Origin of the sequence: Bacteroides sedimenti, assembly GCF_040365225.1 — a bacterium.
GTDB classification, from domain to species: Bacteria; Bacteroidota; Bacteroidia; order Bacteroidales; family Bacteroidaceae; genus Bacteroides; species Bacteroides sedimenti.
Genome location: NZ_AP028055.1, coordinates 3,092,541 through 3,115,322, shown reverse-complemented (window position 1 = coordinate 3,115,322; position 22,782 = coordinate 3,092,541). Strand labels below are relative to the sequence as shown.

Sequence of the window (22,782 nt, the reverse complement as noted above, 5' to 3'; positions counted from 1 at the left end):
GAACTTATTTAAATATCCAAATCGAACTTTACCTGATGTTTTCGTCTGAACTTATTCCAGAATTTTTGACGAGCTTCTAGAACAATATCTGTACATGCTTCCGGATCAAATCCGCGTTCCTTGGCATATTCGGCTGCCAGTAATCTGAAAAGATGTGTTTGTCCCCACAAACGGGCAAAATTCTCACACCCTTTCTTCATGGAAACATCGCCAAAAGACATCCGGTTGATATCTACCAGACAGAAATGATATTCTCCATCCACCTTATCAAAAAGTATGTTTCCGGGAGAAAAGTCCTTATGAAGAATTTGTGCGTTATGAAGGCGGGCTGTATAACGGGCAAAGGCTTTTATCACCTCCTCGTACTCCCCTTCATGAGCATTGCCAAATTCGTAAAACCTATGACTATAAGGCGAATGTACGCTGATGAAGTAGGAATAGTTTATCATTCCCCATTTCATCGTTTGGATATAAGCAATTGGCTCGGGAGTTTCGAAACCTTTGTCCAGAATCTGTGTTGGATAGGTAAAAGCACGAAGTCCTTTGCTTTTGCGGAAAAAGGTATATATAATCCGGTTGAACAACATGGGTACCTTATATCTTTTTACATTGATATCAGTCTCACCAACTCTTAGAACCTTAATCTCGTTCCGTCCTTTATATATAGTATATCCCTCTTTATCAAAAATCTGAGGTGTCATTTCTACAAAGGCACGCAACGATTCAAATGCCGGATTCAGAAGTATCTTCATTAATTAAATATTATGCTCTCAATCTTTTTAATTATCATTTCAGGAGTAATCATCTTCAGACAGGCATAATCCTTTCGGTAACAAGGTTTCTTGCCAAAAACGGAACAGGGACGACAAGGGAGTTCTACCTGCACTGCATTGTCGGTAGTTTGCTTCCAGCCCATAAAGCCGCAATATGGATGAGTAGCTCCCCAGACAGAGATGACTGGCACATTGACCAAAGAGGCCAGGTGCATATTGGCTGAATCCATTGATACCATCGCATCCAGATAGCTCATGAGAATCAGTTCCGTACTCATATTAAGCTGTCCTACCATAGAAATGACATTGGGGCATTGAGCCGCCCATTCGGCAAGTACCTCTTTTTCTTTATGTCCTCCTCCAAAAAGGAAAATCTTTACTCGCGAATCAGTGGCAAAGTGCGCTATTACCTGTTCCAGCTTATCGAGCGGAAGCACTTTGCCGGTATGTTTGGCAAATGGAGCAATGCCAATCCATTTATCTTCTCCTTTATCTCCGGTAAGGTGACGTACTTGGGCAAAATCACCCCTTCCCTCTCCATAGATAGAAGAAAAGTCCGGATGGACAGAAAATCCAAGTTGTGTGAGCACGTCAGTGTACCGGTCAAAAGATGATTTCTGATTTTCGAACACCTTAAAATATCTGCGGGTAAGCTTTTTCTTCCCAATGCGACCCTTATCAATTGCTGCAGTAGGTAGCCCCATCAGTTTGAAACGGTAACGGATCATCTTTGTACGTAGAACATTGTGAAAATCGGCAATATAGTCGAAATCCATCCCTTTCAGTTCATTGTAAAAAAGCTTATGAAGCCCAAAAAGCCCATGATGTTTACCGGAAAGATCGGCTCCCATGAAATGGATATTCGATGGCAATCCGGTAAACAACGGGCGGAGAGATGCCCGACTAAGAAAGGTGATCTCATGCTCTGGATGCTGTAAAGCAAAAGAGTAAATCACCGGAATAGTCATGGCGACATCTCCTATAGCGGAAAAACGAATAATCAGAATCTTGGCCATTCTTACTTTTTAGCGTAAAGAACAGGATTCAAAGCAGGGTCGTTATACATTTTCATCTGCTTGTATACCTTCATATACTTTCTTCCGGCTTTGATATCCTCAATTAATTGATCGATAGCAGAAGAAAGATCTTTTTTCTGTTCCAACAGAATATTCAGTTTTGTCTGGCATTGTTCATGATGCTCTGGGGTAGAGTCTGTACGATCTACTTCTTGTTTCATATGGTAAATCTTCAGAGCTAGAATTGAAAGGCGATCGATAGCCCAAGCCGGACTTTCTGTGTTGATTACAGCTTCAGGAAGAGGTTTTACATCTTTATACTGATCGAGGAAATAACTGTCAATCAGCTCCACCAGGTCAGTACGATCCTGATTGGATTTGTCAATGCGTCTTTTCAAGCTCAAAGCTTCAACCGGATCAATCTGCGGATCACGGATGATATCTTCGAAATGCCATTGTACTGCATCAATCCAGTTCTTCAGATATAAGTAATACTCGATAGTTTTAATCTCATAAGGATTCTTCATCGGAGCATCCACACTATCAGTCACATGATAATTCTCCGTAGATTGAAAAAAAATTTCGTTGCAAAGGTTACTAAATGTCATAATCGATCTTTTTATGTAAAGTGCAAAACTAGCCATTCTTTCTATAAGAAACAATTATTTGCACATTTTATTAACAAAATGCTCAACTTTTAGTATTTTTGTAAACTGTCATCGATACCAAATTTACTTGTATTATGTCTATCAGATTATTCAATATTTCCAAATCATACGGCAAGCAAGAGGTTCTCCATCGAATTAGTTTTGAAGCTCATCCAGGGGAGATTACAGCTTTTCTGGGTCCTAATGGAGCTGGAAAATCTACCTGTATGAAAATTATTACTGGTTGGCTGACTGATTATTCGGGAACAGTAACTGTTTGCGGATATGACATCAGCAAAGATCCAATCGGAGCAAAACGATGTATGGGTTATTTACCCGAAAACAATCCGCTGTATCTTGAAATGTATGTGAGAGAATACCTTGAATATGTAGGACAACTTTACCGAATAGCAAACCTGCACGGAATGGTGGACGAGATAATTGAAAAAGTGAAACTGGAGGAGGTTAGCGGAAAAACTATTGGAACTTTATCCAAGGGATTCCGACAAAGAGTGGGACTGGCGCAGGCCCTGTTGCACGACCCACAAGTACTAATTCTGGATGAACCCACCTCCGGACTTGATCCAAACCAACTGGGAGAAATACACTCCCTGATCAGGGAGCTTGGAAAGGAGAAAACAATTTTGCTCTCTTCGCACTCCCTGCAAGAAGTGAAGGAGTTATGCGATCACATAGTGATCATTAATCAGGGAAGAATCGTTGCGGACGGTCAGATAACCGAACTAACCAAAGATGAATCATTGGAGAATATTTTTAAAAGAGTTACTAAATGAGAGTAATCATAGATAATAAGATCCCTTTTATCAATGGGATTATAGAGAGTTTAGGAGAAGAAACACCAAACGAAGTGATATATGTACCGGGAATGAAGTTTACCCCGGAGATTGTACGTGATGCAGATGCTCTGATAATTCGCACACGCACTCACTGCAACCGGGAATTACTTGAAGGAAGTAAGGTGCGGTTTATTGCTACGGCAACAATCGGTTTCGACCATATTGACACTGATTATTGCCGGGAAGCAGGTATCAGTTGGACCAATGCACCAGGATGTAACTCAGGTTCGGTTGAACAGTATATTCATTCCACGCTTCTGCTCCTGGAAAAGGTAAAAGGATTTGTACTGAAAGATAAATGCATCGGAGTAATAGGTATTGGAAACGTGGGAAGCAAAGTATGCCGGGTGGCTCAGGAACTGGGCATGCGAGTTCTGAAGAATGACCCTCCACGGGCTGACAAAGAAGGGAAAGAAGGGTTTACCGATCTTGAAACCATTACCCGCGAATGTGACGTGATTACCTTTCATACTCCACTGAACAAGGAGGGCAAATATAAGACTTATCATCTGGCCGACAGATATTTCTTTGATTCACTAAAAAAACGTCCGGTTGTCATCAATACTTCCAGAGGGGAGGTTATTGAAAACAACGCTCTGCTTTCTGCTTTAAACAATCAACTAATCAATGAAGCTGTAATTGATGTCTGGGAAAACGAACCTGACATAAACCTGGATTTGCTGAATAAAGTCTTTATCGGAACTCCTCATATTGCTGGTTATTCTGCTGATGGGAAAGCAAATGCAACCCGGATGTCACTGGAATCATTCTGTCGTTTCTTCGGAATCAGTCCAAACTTTGAGATTAACCCTCCAGTACCTGAAATCACGGAAATAATTACCCCGACAGAGTCGGATGCATATCTGCAAACTTACGACCCGAGAAAGGACAGTGAAGCCCTGAAAAGACACCCCGAGCTCTTTGAACAACTACGTGGCGATTATCCACTAAGAAGAGAGAGGAATGCCTTTACATTCCGTATAGGTTGACGGCAATTCAGAAACAAATAAAAAATAAAGAAGGCTCCCATTTAACAACGGTAGCCTTCCTCCCTAACTAACAAACCAACAAACACCTAATTAACAAAAAATCAGTCCACAAAGGGCCTAATTATCTCTTTCCATTTAAGATAACCTGCACCAAGAAGATGCAGACCATCATTCGTGTATTTTTTTTCCAGACTTTGTGTGCCGGGAGCAAGGAAGTGTGGGTAAAGATCGATGTAAGTACACTTCTTCTCTTTGGCTAAAGCCTTTAATCCTTTATTTATATCAATTATTATCTGTGTCTTGTTATGTACTTTCGGGAAACGGGTAAATTCATCGTTTACCGGAAGCAGGCTCTGGATATATAGTTTCGTTCGTGGTGAATCTTTTCTAATCTTATCCACTAGTTTGGTATACATCACCAAGATGCTGTCTGCTGAAAGATCATGAGACACATCGTTGACCCCGGTCAACAAGAAAATCTTGGCAGGTTTTCCTCTCAAAATCGGGTTGATACGATCGTAAATACCCATCACTTCATCACCGCTGATTCCCCGATTCTTGATACGGGGATTCCCGAAAAGTTCGGCCCACTCACAACCATTGGTCAGACTGTTTCCCAGAAAGACAATATCGGTGGATCTGATCGGCAGATTTTCAAAAAGTGTGGTACGTTGATCATAAAAGGTACCGTACTTACCTTTCTGCGCAAAGCTGTTTGTCCCGAAGAGCAGACAGAGCAATATCAACAAGCAATTTTTTTTCATTTTTGTTCGCTATTTTGTTGTGCGCGATAGGCATCTACCGCCTTTTTTACAGAACCATGCATCAGCAATAGGCGTTGAGCCTGCTCATAATCCATCCCAAGTTCCTCGGAAACCATACGGGAACCACGATCCACCAATTTCTTGTTAGAAAGCTGCATGTTAACCATTTTGTTTCCTTTTACACGTCCCAGCTGGATCATCACAGAAGTGGTAATCATATTCAGAATCATCTTCTGACCAGTACCCGATTTCATGCGTGAACTTCCGGTGACAAACTCCGGCCCTACAATCATCTCGATAGCCACTTCTGCTTCTGCAGACAACGGAGAGTCGGGATTGCTGCTGATGGCTCCTGTAAGAATACCATTTTCGCGAGCTTTACGTAATGCTCCAATCACATAGGGAGTTGTACCGGAAGCTGCGATGCCAATCACGGTATCTTTCTCGTTAATATGATGTTCTTTAAGCTCTTCCCAACCACGTTCCATATCATCTTCTGCATTCTCCACAGGATTACGCAAGGCTCTTTCGCCACCGGCAATCAGACCAATAACTAAAGTGGGAGGCATTCCAAATGTTGGAGGAATTTCTGAAGCATCAAGTACTCCCAATCTACCACTGGTACCAGCACCCATATAAAAAATTCTTCCACCTTGCTTCATGCGAGGAACTATCTGTGATACCAGTTTTTCAATCTGGGGTATCGCCTTCTGAACTGCAATCGCTACCTTCTGATCCTCTTCATTTATCCCTTCAAGTAATTCTCTTACAGATTTTTTCTCCAAATCATTATGAAGGGAAGATTGTTCAGTTATTTTTATAAATGCCATAATTTCTTATTTAATTACTAGTTAATTTGCATGATATGCAATCAGACCTGTCATTGGACTTTTAATGATGTTTCCTACTGTAATGTTTAGCTCTTCTGCAGCCTCAATTAACACTTTACTATAATAATATGCCACTGACCCTACAAAATGAACTTTGTGATTCTTATAATCATATTGCATTACGTTTCGGGTTAGAAACAACTTAAAACCGTTTAGTACAAGTGCATGTATCTGCGGATGTTCAATATTCTCAGCCAAGAAACGTGACAATGAAGCCAGAAAACGGTTGGGGAATGGTTTTTTATATACTCTGTCAAGGATAATTGCAGGAGTAAGCTGATACTGGCTCAGAAATTTCTCTTTCAATTCGGGGGAAAGTTGATTCTTGAGGCAATCACCGACCAGCAATTTCCCAAGAACCGCACCACTTCCTTCATCACCAAGGATAAAACCCAGCGGAGAAACATTTTCAGTTACCGCTTCGCCATCATAAAAGCATGAGTTGGAACCAGTACCCATGATACAGGCAATTCCAGGTTCTTTACCACACAACGCATGTGCAGCGGCTACCAGATCACTGAACACCTCAACCGGGGCATCTATATGTTTGGCTACAGCATCACGAACCATATCTATTTTCTCCTGAAAAGCACAACCTGCACCATAGAAGAAAACCGAATCGATCTTATACTTATTTATTTCAGGCATTAAGGATTCTTCTATTTCCTTACCAATTTCCTCTTCAGTCTGAAAAAAAGGATTTATTCCTTTTGTGAAAATTTGCTGGACTAATTGTCCATGCTCTACAACACACCAATCTGTCTTAGTAGAACCACTATCTGCAATTAAAATCATATCTTAATATATATTTTTTTCTTATACAATACGTATCCGATTAACCAGTTAATGCCTACAAACAGAAGTGCAAAGGTAAGTGAACCCGGGAAATCTCCCAACAAAGGTTGCAGTAAATATTTGTAAACATAGGTTTTTAACGCAATCATCTTATCATCATAGCTAATAAAAAGGAAACTACCAGTCAAAATGGTAAGAACTGCTCCCATCACATAGATGAACAAAGGATTCACTCCAAACGATTCAAAGAAGCGACTCCAGGTTTTATATCCTTTTATATCAATAATCCATATCAGCAAGGCAAGGAAAGTGGATGCAAGTCCGCAAGTGGTAAGCACATATGTGGGAGTCCAGAGCTTCTTATTGATAGGACATCCATAACTAAGCAGGAACCCGGAGAATGTTAGTACTGCACCAACAAGAAAAAGACGTTGTATGCGCTCACCGTTATCTTTAACACTCATCAATAATTCACCACACCAGAATCCAATCAATACATGACAAACAGAAGGAATCGTACTGAGTAATCCTTCCGGATCAATAGCAAGGCCGGCATCTTTATACATATGATCTACTCCAAGAATAGCCTGATCGACAATGGAAACAATATTTAATTCACTCTGTTCGAAACCATTGCCAAAAAAGAGCAGCAGAAAATATCCTAAAAGAGTGGAAATAACTAGAGCCGGAATATATTTATGCTTCATCACAATAGCAATTATAGCAGTTATACCGTAACATAACGCCAGACGCTGCATTACCCCCAGTATTCTAAGATGTCCGAAATTAGTTATAGACTGTAAAAAACGTTCGCCAAACTCCAAGTTGTCTTTAGCCAGTGAATTATAGGTTCGAAATGACAAAGATAACCAAGCGATTCCCAGACCGATAACAAATATTACGAATGTACGTTTCAGAATTTTGAGTGTTGCCGAATGACTGAACTCAAAATTATACTTCTTTAAAGAAATATAGGTGGAAATACCCATTATAAACATAAAGAAGGGAAAAACCAGATCGGTTGGAGTCAGTCCATGCCATGGCGCATGTTCAAGAGGAGCATATATCGAGCTCCATGATCCTGGATTATTTACCAGAATCATCCCTGCAATGGTAATCCCTCTTAGAACGTCCAAGGCAAGCAAACGCTGACTTACATTTGTTTTCATATTATTAAATTTTAGGTTTTGTACATTGATCAACCAGATACACAATGGAGATATAAGGAATACCAGAATTAGTTGTTAATCCTATCTCACAGGTTCTGCTATTTGAATAACCAACCTCTACCCCGGCCTTTTCTAATTGTGGCTTTAATTTACGAAGTGCATAAGTATTTACTTCCGGACGAGTAAAACCTTTATCACCCGCAAATCCACAGCAGCCTACCTCCTCGGGAACGATAACTTTTGTTGAACAGAGTTCAGCCAAAGCAATTATTTGATTCCGTAATCCCATCTTCTGGGTAGAACATGTGACATGAATGGAAACAGGTTTATCAACCGGAGTAAATTCGAGCTTATCCCGAAGGAAAGTATAGATAAACTCTACCGGCTCGTATAGTTTCACTTTCGTCATTACATTCCGCATGCGATGCAGACAGGGGCTTTGATCACAAAGTACCGGATAGGCTCCTTGTTTGCTGGCTGCAAACAAGGCTTCTTCAAGTTCGGCCGATTTACGATCAGCAATATCCATCATCCCTTTGCTCTCCCAAATGGTTCCACAACATAGTTTATCCATTTCTTTTGGGAAGATGACCTCGTAACCGGCTTTTTGAAGCAATAAGACCGTTTTATCAACCAATGGTGTTGGATCGGGAGTATCTTTGGCCGTCCCCATCATCTGGTTCAGGCAACTTGGGAAATAGACCACCTTAAGAGGCTCGCTTTTCTGACTTATCTTATGCGGATAATAAGCTTTTGGCATAGCAGGTGTCCACAAGGGGAAATTATCCATTGATATATAGCGTATCCCTTTTGTGAGAGATGACATATTCTTTGTACCAAGTATTGTATGTGCCCCATTTGCCAGACTAAGTACCGGACGAAGCATGCTTTTCATGCCAGAAAAATGATTCGCGGCAAAGTCACCTATTTTATAGCCAAGACTACCTGCGGGTAGGTGTTCCTGACGAATATCATGGGTCAAATCACCTACATTAATCCCCATAGGACATGACATTGAGCAAAGACCATCGCCAGCGCATGTTTGATCACCAAGATACTTATATTGTTTTTCCAGCGTTTCCAGACGGTCATTATCTTCGCCAGATTTTTTCAACCGAGAAATCTCTCTACGAATAACGATTCGCTGTCTGGAAGAGAGTGTAAATCCACAGGTAAGGCAATTAACCTCACAGAAACCGCATTCAATGCATTTATCTACATGTACATTGGTAAGTGGTAGTGGTTTGAAATTCTTAATGTGGCATTCGGGGTCATCGTTGAATATCACTCCCGGATTGATGAGGTTCTTGGGATCGAACAAATGCTTTACCGCTTTCATAACAGCAAACGCCTCTTCCCCCCATTCATATTTCACGAAAGGAGCCATATTCCGACCTGTACCATGTTCTGCCTTCAAAGAACCGTCGTATTTATCTACGACCAAGTTCTTCACTTCACTCATCAGATTCTCATATTTTTGAACCTTCTCTGGAGTATCAAATGCCTGATTGATGATGAAATGGTAATTTCCTTCCAATGCATGACCATAAATACATGCATCAGGGTATCCATGTTTTGCCAACAATGCCTGCAAATCAGCTGTTGCCTCGGGTAGGTTCTCTATATGAAAAGCCACATCTTCGATCAGGGTAGTAGTTCCCAACTCGCGCATACCGCCAACCGAGGGAAAAATGCCGGAACGAATGTTCCAGTACTGAGAATATTCACTTTCCTGATCTGTAAAATGAACAGGAGTATACGTATCAAAAGGTTCAAGAATTGCTTTTATTTCTTTGATTTGCTTTTCAAGCTCTTCTTTTGTATTTGCCATTGTCTCGGTCAGAACAGCAGTCAGTCCTTTTCCTGTAGGGTCATTTACCGATTCGAGCGATTTGGAATCAAGTAATTCAGCTCCAGCAACAGGCCCTTTTTTCATAGCTACTACTGCACGGCAAGCCTCCTTGATATCATTGAAATAGAGCATGGCACTAGCATGATAAGGATAATCGAGTCCTGTTTTCATCGTGCATTCGGATAAAAATGCCAATGTGCCTTCAGAGCCAACCATTAGGTGAGTGATAATTTCGAAAGGATCATCATGCTCGATGAATGGGAGGATATTAAGCCCGGTAACATTTTTAATAGAATATTTATGACGGATGCGTTCAGACAGTTGTACATTGTTACGAACCTGATCGCGTAGCGTCTCAACTGCCTTGATGAAATCGGGTTTTTTACGGACGAACTCCTTCTTGCTGGCATCGTCGCCTGTATCAAGTATAGTTCCATCTGCCAGAACAATACGGACAGACAAAAGCATCTTATCGCTATTTTCATGCGTACCACAATTCATACCAGATGCGTTGTTCATAACGATACCACCCACCATTGCCGACTTTACGGAAGCAGGGTCGGGAGCAAACTTACGCCCGAAAGGTTTCAGTATCTGATTAACCCGTTCACCAATAAGACCAGGCTGAAGAGTTATTGTATTATAATCTGATGAAATGGAATATTTTTCCCAGTTCTTACCCGCGACAATCAAAATCGAATCACTGATGCTCTGACCGGAGAGACTGGTCCCTGCCGCTCTGAAAGTTACCGGCAAATTCAATTGATCGGCCAGTAACAACATATGGGAAATCTCCTGTTCATCTACAGAACGGACAACGATTTTAGGAATCAAACGATAAAATCCTGCATCAGTTCCCCAGGCTAATAACCGAAGTTCATCGGTATAAATCCGTTCCTTAGGGACGAATGATGAAATTCCTTTCAGAAAAGATTGATAATCATTACTCATATACTCTTTCTACTGATTGATCTAATTTGAACAAATCACTTATTTATACAGATAGTACTTCTGTGAAAGCTTTTTAAAGTTTGCCACATCCTTGTACCAATATTCTTTAATATCTTCAAACTTATTATTCTTAGCAAAACGCAGACGAATCTGATCGCTTCCGCTCACTTTATCGAACATATTAAACCGCTTTTCATCCGCGTTATTGAAAACTGCCTTATCGGGATAAAGCTCTGCCAATACCTGCATTACATAAAATTGAATTTCTGAAAGAGCGACTTTATTATAATCGAAAATATGAACCTGTACACCTTGAAGATTTTTTCCTTGTCCTACTGCGTAGAATGGTTTAAGGTACATCGGGCGGAACTTCACACCCGGAAGATTGAGCCCATTCATCTTTTTTGCGAATTCATCTGCATTGATCCATTCAGCAGCAAACATCTGAAACGGGATAGTATATCCTACGCCAATTGACAGATAACCTAATTCACCGACAATTCCTGAAATTGGATAGAAAAAAGCTGAATGTGGATGAGGAATATGTGGAGATGAAGGAATCCACTGCAAACCAGTCTGAACATAATCCATTTTACGCTTCCAACCCTTCATTTTTACCACCTGCAGTTTGCATTGTTTTTTCAGCATATTCTCTTTATTCAACATCTGTGCCAACTCGCCGCAGGTAAGGCCATATACATAAGGAATCTTAAACTGGCTAACAAAAGAGACAAACCCATCTTCAGTCAGATTACCCTCAACTTTCAATCCATTCACTGGATTCGGACGGTCTAATACAACAAACTCAATATTGTTCTCGGCAGCAGCTTCCATTGCCAACCCCATGGTACTGATGTAAGTGAAAGAACGGCAACCAATATCCTGAATGTCGTATACCAACACATCGATTCCTTTTAGCATTTCTGGAGTAGCCTTACGTGTTTTACCATATAAAGAGTAAACAGGCAAACCAGTTGTTGGATCGTTTGTGCTATCAACATGATCTCCGGCATGTACATCTCCCCGTACTCCATGTTCCGGACCGAAAAGAGCTACCAGGTTTACGTTCTTTGCTTCATGAAGAATATCAATCGTTGATTTCAGGTTGTTATCTACCCCAGTAGGGTTGGTGATTAATCCAACACGCTTGCCTTTAAGGATCTTGAAGTTTTGTTCTTTTAAAACCTCAATACCTGTTTTAATCCGGATTTTTTGCGCAGAAACAGTGCTAGCAAACAACGTGGCAAGAGCCAACGTAAATATATATTTTAGTTTCATTGTTTTCTGTTTTAAATATTATTTCGATTCAGATTCATTAGTCACTTCTTTTTTCTTTCCATATTCGGGATCAATCTTGATGAATGCACACACCGCAATGGTAGCTGCACAGCAGATCATCACCCAAATAAAGAATTTCTCGTATCCAATATGCTCCTGCAACCATCCTGCAGCCATACCTGGCAACATCATTCCTAATGCCATAAAACCAGTACAGATTGCATAGTGAGCGGTTTTATGTTCTCCTTCAGAGAAATAGATCAGGTAGAGCATGTACGCGGTAAAACCGAAACCATATCCAAACTGTTCGATGAACACGCAGATATTAATAATAATCAGATTCTGTGGCTGGAAATATCCAAGGTAAACAAACGTAAGACAAGTAAGTGAGATACTCCATGCCATTGGCCACAACCAACGTTGCAATCCTCCTTTAGAAGCACAGATACCTCCGATGATTCCACCAATGGTCAAACCCACAATACCTACAGTTCCGTAAACGATTCCCACTTCGGCAGTTGACAGTCCCAATCCTCCTTTTTCTAAAGGATCGAGCAAAAATGGATTAATTAATTTAACCAACTGTGCCTCCGGGAATCGGTAAAGCAACATGAAAAGTATAGCAACACCAGCCTGCTTTTTTTTAAAGAATGATATGAATGTAGCAAGAAATTCCTTAAAAATATTTTCGGCCGTAACATTGTTGACTGCAGATTTGTCTGTACCTGGAACAGGAAGGATAAATTTATGATAAAGACAAAAGGCGATAAATAATCCACCCAAGATGAAGAACGTCAAAGACCAGGCATATGGAATACTACCTGTCCAGGTTTCCATAACTCCTGCCAATACAATAAGAACTCCTTGACCGAATATTGTAGCAACCCTGTAAAAAGTACTACGAATACCAACATACAATGCTTGTTGCGGGACATCCAATGCCAGCATATAAAAGCCGTCAGCTGCAATATCGTGAGTTGCGGAACTAAATGCAACCAACCAAAACACCGCTAATGTAAGCTGAAAGAAGTTAGGCATTGGAATGGTAAAGGCAATTCCTGCCAAGCCAGCACCTACCAGCAACTGCATTGTTACAATCCACCAACGTTTTGTTTTAAGAAGGTCGACAAAAGGACTCCAGAAAGGTTTAATAACCCACGGCAAATAGAGCCAACTGGTATATAACGCGATGTCTGTATTAGAAATGTCTAAACGCTTGTACATAATTACCGAAATTGTCATAACGGCTACATATGGCAAACCTTCGGCAAAATATAGAGTTGGGATCCAGGCCCAAGGTGATACTTTTCTGTTCTTCATAATATTTTCCTAATAAAAACCTAATATAATTTATTTATTGAAGCACCAACATAATAGTGCAACAAAATCTGATCGTATAAAAATCCTTGTTCTCCCATTACTGCGGCACCTATTTGGCAAAGACCTACTCCATGCCCCCATCCGGCACCAATCAGATTGAACCTTCTAGGTATTTGGTTGATAATGTTTTCCCTCTCCACAACAAATGCTGAGCTATACAGGTGAGATGCGGATAGTGTTCTTCTGATCTCAAGTTCTTTACCAATGGTAAGCGTGCGTTTTGTACCCACTATTTTCATTTTCACCAAACGACCGGAAGTCCCTCTTTCAATCGGTAATAAGTCAACAATCTCCCCATAATCAACACCAGAACGTTTTTTTATCAGTTCTGAGAGCTCATTTTGGGTATAAGAAACCTTCCATCTATAAAAATTAGTTGTTTCCTGATCATAATTATTTAGTACCTGAGAAAGGATCCTCTTATCTGTAGTATTACAGTATGCATCCGGTGAGGTACGAATCCATTTTTCAGCTTCGACTTCTTTTGTCAAATCAGGTAAAACCGCGCCAGTCTTATCATCACGAAGTTTCACTAGATACGGGTGTTTCACATCCTCCCAGCAATATTGGAATTCCTCGACAGCACCTCCGCAGCACTTTGAGAAACGTGCGTCGCAGATTCTTGTACCCGACATCAGCACCTCTCCTGCAGTATTGCGAACAGCCATTTCCACATTGGGAGTGGAAGCACGAGTAATCCCCTGATAACGCTGACAGTGATCATCGGCGCAAACATTAAAGTTTACATGATCTTCACGGTCATACCATTTAATGCATTCGTCTTCTGTCTGAGAAAACGCAATATATTCAGACTTAGTATCAGCAATCTCATTATTTTTCTGAATCTGAGCCAATAACCAGCTGCGGGAAATAACTGCATGTGCTTTCAACAGTTCGACAGAAGCAGTGGCGCTCATCTCTGAAGAAATCACGCTGATAAGATAGTCTTCAACAGAAAGCAGATTGATTGCTGAGAGTTTTTCATTTTCTACAATCAGCTTCAATGCTCCGCGGAAACGCTGGTTTTCTTTTCGTTCCCAGTGAAAGTTAATCCCGATAGTAACATCCTGCAACTCGAACGAATCTGAAGAGCATTCAGTGGGTTCGAACAACAATTCATCGTATGAGGAACCATTCCACACAATTTTCCCATCAGAATAACCTGCCGTTTGAATCCCGGAAAGAGTCATGCCGTTGCATAAATAATTTCCTTGCAACACAAAATCGATTTGTGGTTCAAACATAATCCCCACGCTTACTTTTGGCTCATTCATAATGTTGGTTTAAGATGTTCAATAAGCTCTTTAAGTTCTGCCTCGTCCATGCACACCTCCTGTAAGATGGAGCGAACGTCATCTTCAGTTATTTTTTCAAAGTCTTTTTCCAATGGGGTAATAAATACTCCACCCATATCTACGGAAGCCGGACTAATCAATATATTATTATCCCCCTGTGCTGAATAGCATGAAGGACGGTGCTGTGTTCGCGGGAACACAGCAATGACCCATTTATCAGTATCATACCACACCAGAACATTCATCATCGGTTCTGTTTCATCCGGTTTTACCTGAAGAGAATCATAAATCTTTCCGAATAAATTAACCGCACTCTCTTTTTCTGTTGACTCGATGATCATTGTACCTCTCAGGTAATTATTTAACACATAGAGGTTTGCAGAATGATACTCGAGCAAAGGATTGCCGGCAAACGTTCTCCATTCTTTTTCGATGGGCAGAAATCCTTTACTCCCAGCTTGAAAATGAACATGATCTGGTGCCGAGGCTCCACATTTTGGCCCATTATAGAAAACATTAAACTCATCCAGGTTATATGCCAAATCAAGCATATCGCCAAATCTATCCTGAATGCGTTGATCAACATGCTTATATGCAGGAATTGTTAGATGCTTCGGAAATATCGGGAACGGATTGATCAGTACAATATACTTATCTCCAAAAGGAATGCCTTCCTGCACTGCCGGCCGATTCTCCTCACAAAGGAAACACTTGCGTTCCTGGATTGATTTTGTATCAACCTTTGCAGCTGAAGAAACGATTCGGGCCGGATTAAACTGAACCAGGATTCTGAACTGGTCGAAAACCAGTTCTTTAACCCTGACCTGCTTTAATGCATCGTAGTTATTGCGTGCAACTTCCCAGACATTCAGCTGGTTTTGAAGCAATTCCAATACTTGGGCAGATGTGACGATTCTTTTCATCTTTTCTTATTTAAAGCAATACGAGCCTGAAGTTCCCAAGTACGGATTCTATCTTTGTATGTGTTGTGGCCATTCATCTTAACGATATCTAATGATGCATCAGAGTTATCATCCCAGCGGCGACATAAATAAACAACGTCATATATACGTCCTATCTGGTATTTTCGTGAAATATTCAATCCAAGGGCATAATCCTCACCATAGCTAGTATTTGGGACTTTCACATCTCTTAGTACCGGAGTATAGAAAGCACGAGGTGCTCCTAAGCCATTGATTCGCAATGCATTGTTGCGGCCATTTTCTGGAGTCCACTCCTTATGATCAATAATTCCTGGAGCAATCATATTCATATTAAAATCAGTCATCATATAGGTACCAACTACCATTGCGCAATTTTGCTGATAAAATGCATCAACCATCTTCTGTAGTGTGTTTTCATCACTATAGACATCATCGCTATCTAACTGAACTACGAATTTTCCACATTTCGGATGATGAACACCTAGATTCCAGCAACCACCGATTCCTAAATCTTTTCTTTCTGGAATGATATGAAGCAGACGTTCGTCAGAAGCGTATTTCTCAATTATCTCTGTGGTTCCATCGGTTGAATAGTTATCAACTACAATCAGATTAAACTTGAAATTCGTTTTCTGATTCAGTACTGAACGAATAGCGTCTTCGATTGTACGAATTCTGTTTCTAACAGGAATCAAGACAGATGCTTCGTATTCAAAGTCACCAGCATTGAATTCTATTTGCTTGAATTCAGGAGCCAAATATCCTCCAATTTCTTTTAGGTGTTCCGTACATGCAGCTTCCATTTCAATCTGCACGCCTCTGTTTTTAGGATCTACGTAATCAAATATCTTTTCACCGCTTTTACGAGTATCAAATTCCACTTCGGAATAAAGATATTCGTTGATATGTACCAGTGAAGCTTTCTGAGATACTTTCAGACGTAAATCATACAATCCTGCATATTGATAATCAGTACTCATTGCTTTTGCGGCCTCTTTAAGAAGATCGGCCTTATAAACCAACACAGAACCAAAATTGAAATCATCACGCAAGCTACCAGCCTGACAGTCGATTACGGGACATACATTTCTCGTTTCACCAACTACCTGATAGTGATCTGCATAAACCATTCCTGCGTCAGAATCTTCAGCTATATGCAACATGCGTTCAAGAGCAAACATACCCAACTCCAGAGTTGTATATTTTGTATATATAAGTGAATAAGCAGAATCTGAATGTTCTGCAATTTTACGAATAGCTGCAGTAGAATTTAAGGAAGGCACAAGCAATAGCTCACATCCATCAATCTGTTCTGTCAGTTCTTCGGTAACAAGTAAATAGATCTTGTTTACTAATTCACTCGATTTTAAATTATTTATAGTCAGTTCTGCCTGCGCAATTCCCATATAAGGGATAAAACAATTCATTAAGGTTCTCATATTGGTATCGTATTATTTTCTATTTTTTGATTCTATTATAATTTATTTCTTTTTGGATGCAGAAGTACTTAATATTCCAATTTCGCCGCTTGTACTTGTAAAAACACAAGAAGTTGCATTCAATGGAACCACAGTATTGATAAGAGAATTGCAGATTTTATGCTTCCACAATAATTTTCCGGTAAATGCATCCAAGGCGAAGATCATTCCACCTTTAGTGCTTCCGAACACTACCCCTTCTTTCTCCTGCAACATGGATGGAGCGTGTTCATAACCGAACTTCACATCCGTGGCCCAAATTTGTTTCGGGAGATTACCTTCTGTAGAGAAGCAAACAACACTGTCTTGCATGGTTTTACCATATACACGCTTATAATCCTCTGAGAGCCCGATCGTTTCTCTCACTTTTGATTGAAATGTTCTCCAAATGGTTTTACCACTTGTCAGATCAATAGCTGTCATAGCCCGTTGAGGATCTGTTATAAATACTTTCCCATTCGCAGCAACCGGCCATACTGCCGCAGGAGAAAAGTGCATCCGGGTAAGATTACCGTTCCACTTCCAGATCTCTTTACCTGAAATCTGATCGAGAGCATACAAATTATTATCCCATGCACCAAAAATCACTTTTCCCTGATAAATCAAAGGACGGGTTTCGACATATCCTTTTAGACCTGTATATTCCCATTTAAGTTTTCCGGTCTTTATATCCAGTGCTCTAAACGAACGATCGCTTGCTCCAATAAAGGCAATTCCATCCGCAATGGATACAGCTCCCAACACCGCTTCATTTGCCTGAAACTTCCAGAGCATGTTTCCGTTTTTGGCATTTAAACCATAAATATTTCTATCAGCTGATCCAAAAACAACAATTCCGTCAGCTGCCGCGGGAGTCCCTACAACTCGGTTACCTGTTTGGAATCGCCATTTTTTCTTACCATCTTTTAAAGAGTAACAACTCAGGAATCCCAAGTCATCACCCACATACACATTATCATTATATACAACAGGTGATGAATAGATACCTGCATCGCTTTTTATCACCCATTTCGATTTTACATTATTGTATTCGCGATTAACTGAATAGTCAGGACGTTTGTAAGTTGAATTATCAGCTGAAAAATAGTTCTTTTTCAGAGAATAACCTCCCCACTTCTTAGGTGCTTCACCTATTCTATGCTCGTATACAAGTATAGAATCCGAATTTATTTCATATTCTGAATATCCCCCAACTTTATCTTTTGAACGAAGATTCGACCGATTAATGATTCCAGGAATACCATCATAAGCCAACATACGGTTGCTATGATAATGGCCGTTTAATACAGCCCGGACATTAAACGGGCGAATAGCATCAGTAACTTCGTACCAGTTATCTACATCGCCATCTTGCAATGGATAATGAGTTACTATAATTACAGGCTTCTCCCTTCCAACTTTCCGCATCTCATTTTTCATCCAGACAATATCCTGAGGTGAAACATGACCATCGGCCATTCGTAGAACAGGCCCTGAATTAAAACCTAAAAAGAGGAATCCTTTATATTCGAACCTGAATCGGTCTGAACCAAAGGTATGTCCAAAATCTGTTGCCCCCGATTCACTCCATTTGGTTTCATGGTTTCCCGAAGTTATATAATATTTCACTTTCAACTGATCAAGCAAAAACTTCACCTTTTTTAATGATGCACGATCACCCTCTTCAGTCACATCACCTGATACAATTACAAAATCAATCTTGCCGATCTTATTAATTTGGTCAACAGACCTTTTCAAGTCATTGTAAGCCAATGAATCCGAATTTAAATGCAAATCGGTCAGTAATGCAAAACGAAAACCTTCTCCTCTTAACGGGCTCAAAATAAAGCACAAGAAAAGTAATAGGAATAGTTTTTTCATAACTATAAAATTAGGGTGTTATTATACAAAGAAACATGCTCAACTCGTATGAAACAAATGTAGAACAATAATTTTGGAATCAGAAACAATTATTTAACTTTTTATGAATTAGATTCTTTTTTTTGCATATTGTAACATTTTTGAATATGCTATTCACATGCATTAAGCAAATTTAATAATGCACAAAATCAATAATTTTAATAAATAGAATAAAAGACTAACAAAAGACTTATTTATAAGTTAAAAAATCACAGCCTACAATTTAAAGTATGGAATTCAACAAGTCCAGCCATCGGCGTTTCTTCAATTGTCTCAATTCTGATTCCGAATTCCAATGCAACCTTTGTCAAGACCTCTGCATAATTGTATGCAACAGAGCCAACAAAGCGAACCGGATAATTTAGGTAATCATACTGCATCACATTTCGGGTAAAAAAATCTCTGAAATTCTGGCAAACAAGCTCATATACATACTCGTCATCCAGATGTTCAAATAAGAAATAAGAAAAAGTTGACAAGAAGCGATTTGGAAATGGCCGGTTATATACATATTCAAGTGCATCATCAGAAGATACACGGAATTTATCATAAAAGGCCTCAATTAAATTTTCAGGAGCAAGGTTTTTCAAACAATCGGCGAGAAACTTTTTTCCCATAACAGCACCGCTGCCTTCATCTCCTAATACATATCCTAATGATTGAACATGCTTAACAATATTGGTACCGTCATAAAAGCATGAATTTGAACCAGTTCCCAGAATACAAGCTATTCCGGCTTCATTCTTTAATAATCCACGAGCGGCGGCCAGCAGATCGCTTTCTACCTGGATTGGCGATTTAAACTGAGCGACAAGGGAAGCACCTAAGATCCCTTTTTTATCTGCAGAAGAGCATCCTGCACCATAAAAATATACCTGTTCATATCTTTTTCTAAAAAAAGAGTCGGGCAATTCTAGTCGGACACTTCGGCTAATCTCTCTTCTTGATTGAAAAAAGGGATTAATGCCTTCAGTAAAAATATGTTCTAATACATGGTCTCCTTCAACTAAAGCCCATTCAGTTCTAGTCGAACCACTCTCCGCTATCAATTTCATTTTAATACTCTATGTTACTTTTACGACTAATTAACAACCATGTTTTACATTATTATGATAATTGTTCAGACTTTAGCCCACTATATTACATTGTGGCCACAAAATTATTAATTACCTTTCAAATACACAAGAAATACACCTTTTAATACATTGGTTTTTAAGTATGTTTATTAACAGCAATTCTTAAAGAAGTATTAAAAAAAAGGAAATGCATCTGAACTCATAAAATATCATACGAATAAGGTATAAAAATATTGCCTCGTAATTATCATTTTAGAACCCCTCTCCCTGATAAACGAATAATCGGTATATCAGGAAGAGGGAATCACCTAGTTAGTTTCTGGAAACTATAATGGCCCGAGAATACACTTTGTCACCCACAACTATTTTAAGAATATATGTTCCCGCTGCTAAATCAGCTACATTCATAACTGATGAATTTACTTTCTTCATAACAACACCATTCAAAGAATATAACTCAAGAGAGCGAATATTCTCAGAAGAAGAAACATACAAAATATCTGAAACAGGATTTGGATAAACTTTAATCCCAACGTTTTGTGTCGATGGCAGAGAATTTATTAGTCCATCATAAAGTAGCAGATTATCAAGATAGAAGCTACCGGAAGAAGTTAAAGGCAAACGTTTCTGCTCAATTTTAATTCCCGTAAGCAGATAATCCTTTCCTTCTGATAAAGAACTTAAAGATGATTCAGTATATTCCCATCCATAACTGTTTAAAGTCGACAATTTGACATACTGAATATCTTCACCTGAGGTAAGCTGATAGTAGACCTCATTCCCAGTCAGATCACCATATAAGTGAGCACCTAGAACTTTCGAAGAGTTCACTATCACTGTAGGATTTGCAATTTTATATAATGCACTTCCATTAGATGAACCAGCAAATGTATACAGGAAATTATAGGATGACGTATCAAAAAGCTTCTGGCTTGTAGAACGCGCTACAGAAGCGGACGTCACATCAGAACTTACAGCGGCATCAAATGATAGTAAACCCGTAGCCTCGAAAGATTCCGCAATCGATTTATTTGTAACCTTCACATCAGCTGCTTTGAAAGTATACTCAATTGGATCTACAATATCTATTCCCTCAAGATCAATAACGCTTCTGTTTAAAGTAATTTTATAAACTTCTCCTGGAATCAAATCGGAGTTCAGCATAAAAGAATTTGATCCATATGGAGCTGCCAGCTTATTTGTCTTTATTGATCTGCTGTTTTTTGCAAGCTCAACCCCTTTTGAATCATATACTTTAATTGCATCACGTATAGTTAACGGATCAAGCTCCCGGTCAAAACGGAATTCAAAATTTGGTTTGACATAATAAACATTATCGTTGGCTTTCGGATAATTTGCAAACATCTCAAGTCTATTTCTATTTTTAGTCATAAACTGGAAAGAAAAATCTTGAACCATAGTGATATCTCCAGGATGCTTTAGACTTTTATCCAGTTTAACTGTATAAAGTGTTGATTTATCAAACGGTTTATTAGGTTTAAAAATCATTCGATGCTGGCTATCTTCAAAAGAGATTGTTCCTTCCACATAAGGAGTGATAGAAAATGCTTTAATAGCCGATTCAACATCCACATCCCAGTTAAATTCAAAGACTACCGGGGTACTACAAACAACGGAATCGGTTAATGCAACCTTAGGAGAATAATTTGTAACCTCAGGAGGTGTACTTCTAATCATATTGAGCATAGAGTTCAGATAGATAGTCTCATTAGCCTTTACTTCCAAAGTATCAGTTTTAGAATAATAACCATCCATCTCGACTTTCACTTCATAAGTGCCTGGAGTCAGGTTTTTAAATACAAAAACGCCATTATATAAATCATCGGTTGTATAAACAGAGCCACCAGGAGACAATGTAACCTTCGCTTTGCATAAAGGAAGCAATTCGTCCTTACTTCCACTCATTTTATAATAATTGGCCAGATTTTTATTACGGCTATCGTGTACAGACCCGGCAATATTCCCTGTTGGGATTTCTCCCCCTTTGAAATAATCGCAGAATGACTTAAAGAAATGCCATGCTTCCAACCACTTATATTCCATATTCATTAATCGATAAGTCTCTGGAATATAATCATGCATAGAACCCTCGGAAATACAACCAGGGACGGTTAGACCACGCAAAACCCCATATCCGTCACTCCAACTCATAGCGGTTCGAGCAAATGTTTTATCGCCTCTGATAGTTGGAGCCGAAGCCCATGTATTAACCTTATTAGTATACAGGTTATTGGCAATAATAGTACTTATAGCCTTGCTCTCATTAGAATATGGAGTTGGAGTTGGGTAAGTATATGTATCGCCTGCATCAACTCCGGCATAAAGTTGAAGTATATAATTTGTAACACCGGCATTACTGTGAATAGAAAGCATATAATCGGCATCAGCTTCATTTGCCATCTGAACAATTAAGCTCAAAGACAAATCATCCGCCGTTGTATTCGTCACGCGGCTAGTATAAACTGTGGCTCCTGCATTTCGTAGCATATCAGCCAACTGCATCCCTTTATCCAAATTACTCTGAGACTCCCAGAAACCTTTTGGATCACCAGATGTAAATGGTGCAATTACCATATTTCTGTCATCACTGTCATACCCTCCATGCCCTGGATTTACATATATTATCGTTCCTTGTAAATTCTGAGCCATTATAGTGGCTATAGAAAAAAGAAAGAAAATAATAACACTATATAATCTTTTCATAATAT

The 22,782-nt window shown here is 39.5% G+C and carries 18 protein-coding genes; 2 read left to right on the top strand and 16 right to left on the bottom strand.

The annotated features are described in order from the left end of the window. Positions 1-8 precede the first annotated feature (8 nt). From ABWU87_RS12455 to ABWU87_RS12445, 3 genes are read right to left on the bottom strand one after another with little or no spacing between them, the layout of a single operon-like run. Positions 9-752: a lipopolysaccharide kinase InaA family protein gene (locus tag ABWU87_RS12455; RefSeq protein ID WP_353331189.1), complete on the bottom strand. Its 744-nt coding sequence runs from the start codon at positions 750-752 to the stop codon at positions 9-11. Then, on the bottom strand, positions 752-1,789 hold the full coding sequence (locus tag ABWU87_RS12450) for a glycosyltransferase family 9 protein (RefSeq protein WP_353331187.1): 1,038 nt from the start codon (positions 1,787-1,789) through the stop codon (positions 752-754). The genes ABWU87_RS12455 and ABWU87_RS12450 overlap by 1 nt, the downstream gene beginning before the upstream one ends. 2 nt (positions 1,790-1,791) lie before the next feature. Continuing rightward, complete coding sequence (locus ABWU87_RS12445; protein WP_353331185.1) at positions 1,792-2,397, bottom strand: DUF4254 domain-containing protein; 606 nt, start codon at positions 2,395-2,397, stop codon at positions 1,792-1,794. Between the two features lie 134 nt (positions 2,398-2,531). On the opposite strand from ABWU87_RS12445, the gene ABWU87_RS12440 reads away from it, so the two are divergent. After that, positions 2,532-3,230 (top strand): ATP-binding cassette domain-containing protein, encoded by a 699-nt coding sequence (locus ABWU87_RS12440; protein WP_353331183.1) that lies wholly within the window; start codon positions 2,532-2,534, stop codon positions 3,228-3,230. After that, the gene (pdxB, locus tag ABWU87_RS12435) at positions 3,227-4,282 is read left to right on the top strand and encodes a 4-phosphoerythronate dehydrogenase PdxB (protein ID WP_353331181.1); all 1,056 of its coding nucleotides are present in this window, start codon (positions 3,227-3,229) and stop codon (positions 4,280-4,282) included. Before ABWU87_RS12440 ends, pdxB begins: the two co-directional genes overlap by 4 nt. Positions 4,283-4,383: 101 nt before the next feature. Here the strand turns inward: pdxB and ABWU87_RS12430 are convergent, their stop codons facing one another. The 13 genes from ABWU87_RS12430 to ABWU87_RS12370 form a co-directional block, all read right to left on the bottom strand. Next, a complete protein-coding gene (locus tag ABWU87_RS12430; RefSeq protein ID WP_353331179.1) occupies positions 4,384-5,046 on the bottom strand; it encodes a GDSL-type esterase/lipase family protein in 663 nt (220 codons plus the stop codon). Beyond that, positions 5,043-5,876, bottom strand: coding sequence for an N-acetylmuramic acid 6-phosphate etherase (gene murQ / locus ABWU87_RS12425; RefSeq protein ID WP_353331177.1), 834 nt, complete (start codon positions 5,874-5,876; stop codon positions 5,043-5,045). The genes ABWU87_RS12430 and murQ overlap by 4 nt, the downstream gene beginning before the upstream one ends. Before the next feature lie 21 nt (positions 5,877-5,897). Beyond that, positions 5,898-6,731, bottom strand: coding sequence for an ATPase (locus ABWU87_RS12420; protein WP_353331175.1), 834 nt, complete (start codon positions 6,729-6,731; stop codon positions 5,898-5,900). Then, positions 6,728-7,900, bottom strand: coding sequence for an acyltransferase family protein (locus ABWU87_RS12415; RefSeq protein ID WP_353331173.1), 1,173 nt, complete (start codon positions 7,898-7,900; stop codon positions 6,728-6,730). The genes ABWU87_RS12420 and ABWU87_RS12415 overlap by 4 nt, the downstream gene beginning before the upstream one ends. A 4-nt stretch (positions 7,901-7,904) precedes the next feature. Beyond that, positions 7,905-10,703 (bottom strand): FAD-binding and (Fe-S)-binding domain-containing protein, encoded by a 2,799-nt coding sequence (locus tag ABWU87_RS12410; protein ID WP_353331171.1) that lies wholly within the window; start codon positions 10,701-10,703, stop codon positions 7,905-7,907. Between the two features lie 39 nt (positions 10,704-10,742). Continuing rightward, complete coding sequence (locus ABWU87_RS12405) at positions 10,743-11,981, bottom strand: exo-beta-N-acetylmuramidase NamZ family protein (protein ID WP_353331169.1); 1,239 nt, start codon at positions 11,979-11,981, stop codon at positions 10,743-10,745. An 18-nt stretch (positions 11,982-11,999) separates the two neighbouring features. Then, positions 12,000-13,301: an MFS transporter gene (locus ABWU87_RS12400; RefSeq protein WP_353331167.1), complete on the bottom strand. Its 1,302-nt coding sequence runs from the start codon at positions 13,299-13,301 to the stop codon at positions 12,000-12,002. Positions 13,302-13,321: 20 nt separating this feature from the next. After that, a complete protein-coding gene (locus tag ABWU87_RS12395; RefSeq protein WP_353331165.1) occupies positions 13,322-14,635 on the bottom strand; it encodes a SpoIID/LytB domain-containing protein in 1,314 nt (437 codons plus the stop codon). Beyond that, positions 14,632-15,579 (bottom strand): DUF4922 domain-containing protein, encoded by a 948-nt coding sequence (locus ABWU87_RS12390; protein WP_353331163.1) that lies wholly within the window; start codon positions 15,577-15,579, stop codon positions 14,632-14,634. Before ABWU87_RS12390 ends, ABWU87_RS12395 begins: the two co-directional genes overlap by 4 nt. After that, entirely contained in the window at positions 15,576-17,039 is a 1,464-nt protein-coding gene (locus ABWU87_RS12385; protein ID WP_353331161.1) for a glycosyltransferase family 2 protein, read from the bottom strand. The genes ABWU87_RS12390 and ABWU87_RS12385 overlap by 4 nt, the downstream gene beginning before the upstream one ends. Before the next feature lie 42 nt (positions 17,040-17,081). Continuing rightward, a complete protein-coding gene (locus tag ABWU87_RS12380) occupies positions 17,082-18,938 on the bottom strand; it encodes a PQQ-binding-like beta-propeller repeat protein (protein ID WP_353331159.1) in 1,857 nt (618 codons plus the stop codon). A gap of 248 nt (positions 18,939-19,186) precedes the next feature. Continuing rightward, positions 19,187-20,032: a hypothetical protein gene (locus tag ABWU87_RS12375; protein ID WP_353331157.1), complete on the bottom strand. Its 846-nt coding sequence runs from the start codon at positions 20,030-20,032 to the stop codon at positions 19,187-19,189. A gap of 333 nt (positions 20,033-20,365) precedes the next feature. Then, positions 20,366-22,777: an Ig-like domain-containing protein gene (locus tag ABWU87_RS12370; RefSeq protein WP_353331155.1), complete on the bottom strand. Its 2,412-nt coding sequence runs from the start codon at positions 22,775-22,777 to the stop codon at positions 20,366-20,368. Between the last annotated feature and the right edge of the window lie 5 nt (positions 22,778-22,782).